Genomic DNA, 7,326 nt, shown 5'->3' with positions numbered 1-7,326 from the left:
CACCGCGTCGGCCACGGCACGCACCTGGGCCCAGCGGCCGATATCGGCTGCCGGCGTCACCGGGCTGAAGGCGCGGCCGATGGCCAGGGCCGGGCCGGCGGGGGCATCGGCCGGGGCCGGGCCGCGCACGAACACGCTGTAGTGGGGCGAGAGCACGCCTTCGGTGCCACCGGAGAGGATGCAGGGCAGCTCGCGCACCAGATCGGCCGGGGCGCGCCCCAGGTGCTGGCCCAGCAGGTGCATCAGGCTCTGGGTGAAGTAGCCGCGGGTGAAGTCGTTCACGCCGCCGTTGCCCTCGGTCTTGCCGATCACGGCGACCACGTCTTCGGCCCGCACCCGGCCCGCATCGAGCAGGGCGGCCAGCGCCGACAGGTCGCCGGGATGGGCCATGGACAGGCGCAAGACCTGCAGCATGCGGGGGGAAAAAGCGGCGTCGGCGCGGTTCATGGGTCCAGTATCTGGAATCCGACTGCTGCCTGGAAGCTCAATGTTTCTCTCGGGGTGAGAGAAAAATATGTGCACTGGTGCGGGCCCGGATGGCCCGCCGGGTTCAGGGGGTGAGTTCGGCCAGGCGGCTGACCAGCAGTTCGATGAACGACAGCACGGCAATGGGCAGGCGGCGGCTGTCGCGCACCGCCAGCACCAGTTCGCTGCGGCCCAGGGCCGAATCGGTCAGCGGGATCGACACCAGCTCGCCGCGGCGCACTTCCTGCAACGTGCCGATCTGGAACTGGAAGCTGATGGCACCGGTCTGGCGCGTGAACTCCTTGAGCAGTTGCACCGTGCTGGCTTCGATCAGCGGCCGCATCGACAGGCGCGAGCGGTCCATCACCGCGTCGAGCAGGCGCCGGCTGCCGAAGGAGCGGTCGCCCAGCGCCACCGGGTACTGCTGGCATTCGGCCAGGCGCAGGCTTTCGCGCCCGGCCAGCGGGTGGTCCGGCCGCACCATGGCGCACAGCGGCTGGTGCAGCCGGCTGATGACACGCAGGTCGTCGCTGGGCGCCGGGTCGTGCACCAGCACCAGTTCCACCTCGTCCTGCCCCAGCAGGCCGACCAGGTGGTGGGTCACGCCCGACACCACCTGGAACTGCACCCCCGGGTGCTGGGCCTGGTACTGCACGACGGCGCTGGGAATCAGGTCGGTGGCGACCGATTCGGCGCAACCCACACGCACCGTGCCGCGCACCAGCCCGCGCAACTGCTCGATGTGCGATTCGGCCGAACGCAGGTCGGCCAGCGAGCGCCGCACGGCGTGGATCAGCACCTCGCCCGCCGCTGTGGGGCGCACGCCGCGGGGCAGGCGCTCGAACAGCGGCGTGCCCGCCTGTTCCTCCAGCTCCAGGATCATGCGGTTGAGCGCGGTGGATGCCACATGCAGCTTTTCGGCCGCCTTGCGGATGGAGCCGGCGCGGGCGACGGCGTCGAGGTAGAGATAGGCGCGGGGAGGGTGCAGCATGGCGGCCGGGGCAGACAGCCCTCTATTCAATCACGCCGGCCCGCCCGGGTGTTGCCCGGCAGCGGCATCCGCGTGCCGGCCACGCGCCCGAACGGCGGCCGGGAGCCCCTTCGCTGGCGCAGGTTGGCCTGAAAAACCTACACTCGCAGGTCTTTCCGCCCGCCAGCCCTCGCCCCACCTCCGAAGAAAGCGTCCATGAACGCGCCCATCGACGTTTCCTTTTTTGCGCGCAACGCCAAACCGCTGACCAGCTACCGCCCGTACTGGGCCAAGCGCTTCGGCACGGCCCCGTTCCTGCCCATGAGCCGGGCGGAAATGGAGCAGCTCGGCTGGGATTCGTGCGACATCGTGCTGGTGACGGGCGACGCCTATGTCGACCACCCCAGCTTCGGCATGGCCGTGATCGGCCGCGTGCTGGAAGCGCAGGGCTTTCGCGTCGGCATCATCGCCCAGCCCGACTGGCAGAGCGCCGAGCCCTTCAAGGCGCTGGGCAAGCCCAACCTGTTCTGGGGCGTGACCGCGGGCAACATGGATTCCATGATCAACCGGTACACCGCCGACCGGAAGATCCGCAGCGACGATGCCTACACGCCGGGCGACGTGGGCGGCAAGCGGCCCGACCGCGCCGCCATCGTCTACAGCCAGCGCTGCCGCGAGGCCTACAAGGACGTGCCCATCGTGCTCGGCGGCATTGAAGGCAGCCTGCGCCGCATCGCCCACTACGACTACTGGAGCGACAAGGTGCGCCGCTCCATCGTGGTCGACGCCAAGTGCGACCTGCTGCTGTACGGCAACGCCGAACGCGCGCTGGTCGAGGTGGCGCACCGGCTGGCGCGCAAGGAGCCGGTCGAGAGCATCACCGACGTGCGCGGCACCGCCTTCATCCGCCGCGCGGGCGATCCGACGGCCGAAGGCTGGATCGAGCTGGATTCGACCGAGGTCGACACGCCCGGCCACGTCGAAGACCACATCAACCCCTACCAGACCACCAGCGAACAGGCCCAGGCGCAAGGCCAGAGCTGTTCCAAGGAAGAAGGCGCCGCGGCCCCGGCGGCCTCTGCGCAGGTCGTGCAGGTCAAACCCATCACCATCCACCGCCCGCAGGGTGCGGGCGGCGTGGCCAAGCTGCCGCGCGACCGCACCGTCATCCGCCTGCCCAGCTACGAGCAGGTCAAAAGCGACGCCGTGCTCTACGCCCACGCCAACCGCGTGCTGCACGTGGAAGCCAACCCCGGCAACGCCCGCGCGCTGGTGCAGGCGCACGGCGAAGGCACCACGGCGCGCGATGTGTGGATCAACCCGCCGCCGATCCCGCTGACCACGGCCGAGATGGACTACGTGTTCGACCTGCCGTATGCGCGCGGCCCGCACCCCGCCTACGCCGACGAACACGGCCGCCACGACGGCGCGACCAAGATCCCGGCCTGGGAAATGATCCGCTTCAGCGTGAACATCATGCGTGGCTGCTTCGGCGGCTGCACCTTCTGCTCGATCACCGAACACGAAGGCCGCATCATCCAGAGCCGCTCGGAAGACTCGATCATCAAGGAGGTCGAAGACATCCGCGACAAGGTCGAAGGCTTCACCGGCGTCATTTCCGACCTGGGCGGCCCCACGGCCAACATGTACCGCCTGGGCTGCCGCAGCCCCGCCATCGAAGCCGCCTGCCGCAAGCCCAGCTGCGTCTACCCGGGCATCTGCCAGAACCTCACCACCAACCACGACCCGCTGATCAAGATCTACCGCCGGGCGCGGGCCCTCAAGGGCATCAAGAAGATCCTGATCGGCTCCGGCCTGCGCTACGACCTGGCGGTGCAGAGCCCCGAATACGTCAAGGAACTGGTGCAGCACCACGTGGGCGGCTACCTCAAGATCGCGCCTGAACACACCGAGAGTGGCCCGCTGTCGAAGATGATGAAGCCCGGCATCGGCACCTACGACCGCTTCAAGACCATGTTCGAGAAGTACAGCGAAGAGGCGGGCAAGAAACAGTTCCTCATCCCGTACTTCATCGCCGCTCACCCTGGCACGCGCGACGAGGACATGATGAACCTCGCCGTCTGGCTGAAGAAAAACGGCTTCCGCGCCGACCAGGTGCAGACCTTCTACCCCAGCCCCATGGCCACCGCCACGGCCATGTACCACTCGGGCCTGAACCCGCTCAAGGGCGTGCACCGCGACAACGGGCCGGGTGGACGCGGCGAAACGGTCGACATCGTGCGCGGCGAGAAACGCCGCCGCCTGCACAAGGCTTTCCTGCGGTACCACGACCCCAACAACTGGCCGCTGCTGCGCGAAGCGCTCAAGGCCATGGGCCGCGCCGACCTGATCGGCAACGGCAAACACCACCTGATCCCGACCTTCCAGCCGGTGACCGATGGCGGCTACCAGAGTGCAAGGCGCAAAAACAGCACGCCGGGCGCCGGTGGCGCCAAGGCCAGCGAACGCGCGGCGGCGGTGGTGAAGACGGGTGGCGCGGGGAAGGGCGGCACTTCAGGGGTGAAAGCCGGCGGCAGCAAGGCCCCGGTCAAAGGGCGCATCCTGACCCAGCATACTGGGCTGCCGCCGCGGGCCGGGGTTAAAGGGCGGTAAGCCGGGTGGCTTTGGGCTGCTGAGGGCCAACAGAGTCCACTCCAGATGCCGGATATACGACTCAGGTGCTTTACCCAACGGCCCCCAAAATCGGTCAGGCTCTTGCCATTGAGGGGGAGTCCACATAGGCTGGGTTAGGAGCCAAGGCGAACTACTCGACGAGTGCCCATGTGGCGCGATAGTTGCGGATGATTTCCTTGGGCAGGTCCAGTAGATCCTTTCGTGACTCAGCAAGCAGTCTCCGCATCTTGGACCTCTGCGCGGGGAGCGGGTCGGGGTCGCGACGATAGCGCTTTGTGTAGTACTGCATTGAAGGTGTGATCAGGTGGCTGCTCAGCAAGTGGTATTGACAGTCCAGCAAGATGCGCAGGTATACAAGGTTTAGCGGCACCTCATCGGGTACGGATTTAATGTTCATCTCCACTTGCTGGGCATAGATGGTTGCATGCGAGTAATTGGACATGAGACTCCAGAAGTCTTGGAAGGCTTCTATGCCTGGCTTTTTAATCTTCTTGAGAACACCGTTCGTGAGGTACACGACATCGCCTCCCTTCCACTTTTCATAGATCTGTACGTCATGGCTAAGGGAGCAGTACTTCGCAACTAGAAGAGCCTCGTATGCATGTCGCAATATGGATCGAGCAGGACCATACAGACCCATGCGGGTTAGCTTAAGGCTGGTGTAGAGCGCAACGAGATTTTTGTGAAGCGTGGAAAAAAGTATGGTGTTCGCTTTGTTGAGGTAGGCGATGTGAGGAGCATTAAATAGCCATGCAAACTCACTCGCCATCGCGTAGAGGCAATTCAACCCCTCATGGAGGATCTCTACTTCGCGCGCGTGCTCAACTGCAACTGCTTTGAGATTTTCGGACTCGATCGACTCGACCAGTTCAACGAAGGGCGCTCCGGTTCGATCATAGTTTAGGTCTAAGATTGTTGGCTTGTCCTCGGCAGACACTCTTGGCTCCTAACGAATAAAAGGGACTTCCCCGTCCTGAGTGATCCGCGCAATTGCGGGGTACGGCATCCAGGTGCGACGTTGGGAAGTGCGAACTCTCATCAACTCACTCGCTTGTTGGAAGGGGAAGTCAATGGCAATCGTATCCGTTGGCATCGATCTGGCAAAGAGCGCCTTTGCCGTTCATGCCGTGGATAAGTCGGGCGAGCCCGCGCCGCCACGCTCAACCGTATCCCCGGCCTGCTTTCTAAGCTGGTCATCGTCTTGCCGCTCAAAGCCGCCCTCGTGCTCAACAGTGGCGATGGCTTCAGGTTGTCGGCCTGAAGCCATCGCCACATCGTAAAAGAGAAGCAGCATCAATGACCGCTTGTAGTTTCGCTGTCCGCATCCCTTGCTCGATGAGCATTCAGGGCTGAGCGCTGAGGTTGGAAATCGAACACCGTCAGAACGCATTCCGTGATCCATCGCTTGGCGATGCATCACGGCTGGATCGGTGTTTGACTTTCGGGGGGACGCCCTTGTAGTTTGAGCTCAGGGGTGAGCCGCTTGCGGCGAGTCCCCTGGAGCGATGGGTTGGGCAGCATTATTGCACCTTGATTGGAACAGTTCAGTCAGCGTACTGCAGGTTTTTGTGGCGAAGTCGGCAGCAGGAAAGATTGCGGCCTTGATTTCATTTGGCTCACTTATTGCGAGTGGGATTCGTTCGATATCTGTAGGAATGTCACGATATTCTATGAAGAAATCATGTATCAACAGATTTATCTTTTCTAGAGCGGGCTGGAATATTTCATCAACTTTGGATTCAAAATCTTTTCCAAGCGTCTTCTTGATTTTTGCAAGTGGCTGACCTGTTGTTAGCTTAGAAAATTTCTTCACTGTCTGTTTAGCATTTTCTGGGGTGTACTTGTGTTGATTGACGACTCTCTCATTCAACATGCATATGTTGCAGAGTTGTTCCTCCAATATACTTGCCCAGCAAGAAGCTTCGCCAAATAACTTGAATACGTCATCAGTGTTCATGGTTTTATGCCCAACGCCCAGGTTAACCGGCAAAAATGCGAAGCATTTTTTCCCGCGTTGAACCGTTAGTTAGGCTGGTGCGCGAAGAGGCGGGGACTTTGCCAGCCTTGGCCTGAAAAATTTTACAGACGCTTGATTCCAGCATGAATGCAACCTCGCTTGGGTTTACGGGCGGGTGACAGTTTAGGCCAGTGTAGCCAAGCATGAGCATGCCCGAAAACGAAGGCTTGAGTGATTCAGCATTGTGGGCGACTCCCTGAAGACCGGCGCCCGGTTTGGCCGATAAACACTGGTATATTCAATAAACGTAAAGAGGCTTCGGCAACTACTGCTTTACGCCTCCATGCGATGAACAAGCTCCCTGTTTGTCTTTGGAGTGGGATACCCATCCATCATTGCAGGTAACAGAGTCATCACTGCCATCTCCTCCGCCACCACAACCAGAGAAGAGTGTGCTAAGGGCTATTAAAGTGGCAATGGAGAGAGTTCTCATTCTTACTTTCAGACGTAAAGGTTATTGGCAAAACACTTCAGCACTCCAGCGCTATACGCTTGGCTCGGCTGTCAAATAGGTAGGGGAAGGCGACCGTTCGCAGTTGTCTTTATGAAAATCCTAACGAATGAAAGGGACTTCCCCGTCCCGGGTGATCCGCGCATTTGCGGGGTACGGCATCCAGGTGCCACGATGGGAAGTGCGAACTCTCATCAACTCACTCGTTTGTTGGAAGGGGAAGTCCATGGCAATCGTATCCGTTGGCATCGATCTGGCAAAGAACGTCTTTGCCATTCACGGCGTGGACGAAGCAGGCAAGCCCGCTCTGGTGCGCCCCAATGTCCCTCGCGGCAAGCTGCTCGAACTCATCGCCTCGCTGCCGCCCTGCCTCATCGGCATGGAGGCCTGCTCCGGCGCGCACCACTGGGCGCGCGAGTTTGCCAAGTTCGGCCACACCGTGCGCCTGATGGCGCCCAAGTTCGTCATCCCCGACCGCCTCTCGGGCAAACGCGGCAAGAACGACGCGGCCGACGCCGCCGCCATCTGCGAAGCCGTCACCCGGCCCAACATGCGCTTCGTTCCCGTCAAGTCGCTCGACCAGCAAGGCCAACTTCTCGTACACCGCGCCCGCCAGGGTTTCGTGGAGCAGCGCACCCCCACGCTCAACCGCATCCGGGGCCTGCTCTCGGAGCTGGGTATCGTGCTGCCCCTGAAGGCGGCCGTCGTGCGCCGCGAGGCCTTGGCACGCCTGGAGGATCTGCCCGGCTGGGCCAACACTGTCATCGGCGATCTGCTCAGTGAAGTCAG

8 protein-coding genes are annotated in these 7,326 nt (G+C 62.3%); 2 read left to right on the top strand and 6 right to left on the bottom strand.

Translation table 11 applies throughout. The features are described from left to right. Together QQK43_RS22360 and QQK43_RS22355 are read right to left on the bottom strand one after the other, a co-directional pair. Positions 1-447, bottom strand: a 447-nt coding sequence (locus tag QQK43_RS22360) for a ring-opening amidohydrolase (protein WP_284309522.1), incomplete at its 3' end; no start/stop codon positions are given. A gap of 103 nt (positions 448-550) precedes the next feature. Further along, complete coding sequence (locus QQK43_RS22355; protein ID WP_284309521.1) at positions 551-1,456, bottom strand: LysR family transcriptional regulator; 906 nt, start codon at positions 1,454-1,456, stop codon at positions 551-553. Positions 1,457-1,651: 195 nt separating this feature from the next. Here QQK43_RS22355 and QQK43_RS22350 point away from each other — a divergent pair, with 195 nt between their 5' ends. Further along, a complete protein-coding gene (locus QQK43_RS22350; protein WP_284309520.1) occupies positions 1,652-4,048 on the top strand; it encodes a YgiQ family radical SAM protein in 2,397 nt (798 codons plus the stop codon). Positions 4,049-4,199: 151 nt separating this feature from the next. Here QQK43_RS22350 and QQK43_RS22345 read toward each other — a convergent pair whose 3' ends face one another. The 4 genes from QQK43_RS22345 to QQK43_RS23675 form a co-directional block, all read right to left on the bottom strand. Further along, complete coding sequence (locus QQK43_RS22345) at positions 4,200-5,006, bottom strand: hypothetical protein (RefSeq protein ID WP_284309519.1); 807 nt, start codon at positions 5,004-5,006, stop codon at positions 4,200-4,202. A gap of 183 nt (positions 5,007-5,189) precedes the next feature. Next, positions 5,190-5,489: a hypothetical protein gene (locus QQK43_RS23505; protein ID WP_370465338.1), complete on the bottom strand. Its 300-nt coding sequence runs from the start codon at positions 5,487-5,489 to the stop codon at positions 5,190-5,192. A gap of 48 nt (positions 5,490-5,537) precedes the next feature. After that, entirely contained in the window at positions 5,538-6,026 is a 489-nt protein-coding gene (locus QQK43_RS22335) for a hypothetical protein (RefSeq protein WP_284309518.1), read from the bottom strand. A 325-nt stretch (positions 6,027-6,351) separates the two neighbouring features. Then, complete coding sequence (locus QQK43_RS23675) at positions 6,352-6,519, bottom strand: DUF3761 domain-containing protein (RefSeq protein WP_502260862.1); 168 nt, start codon at positions 6,517-6,519, stop codon at positions 6,352-6,354. Between the two features lie 244 nt (positions 6,520-6,763). Between QQK43_RS23675 and QQK43_RS22330 the strand changes: the two genes are divergently transcribed. Beyond that, positions 6,764-7,326: IS110 family RNA-guided transposase (locus QQK43_RS22330; RefSeq protein ID WP_284309517.1), on the top strand; the 563-nt coding region annotated here is incomplete at its 3' end.

The sequence above is a fragment of the Hydrogenophaga electricum genome (assembly GCF_030160815.1).
Taxonomy (GTDB): Bacteria; Pseudomonadota; Gammaproteobacteria; order Burkholderiales; family Burkholderiaceae_C; genus Hydrogenophaga; species Hydrogenophaga electricum.
Note: the sequence above shows the minus strand (reverse complement) of the source record. Positions and strands in the feature narration are given on the sequence as shown.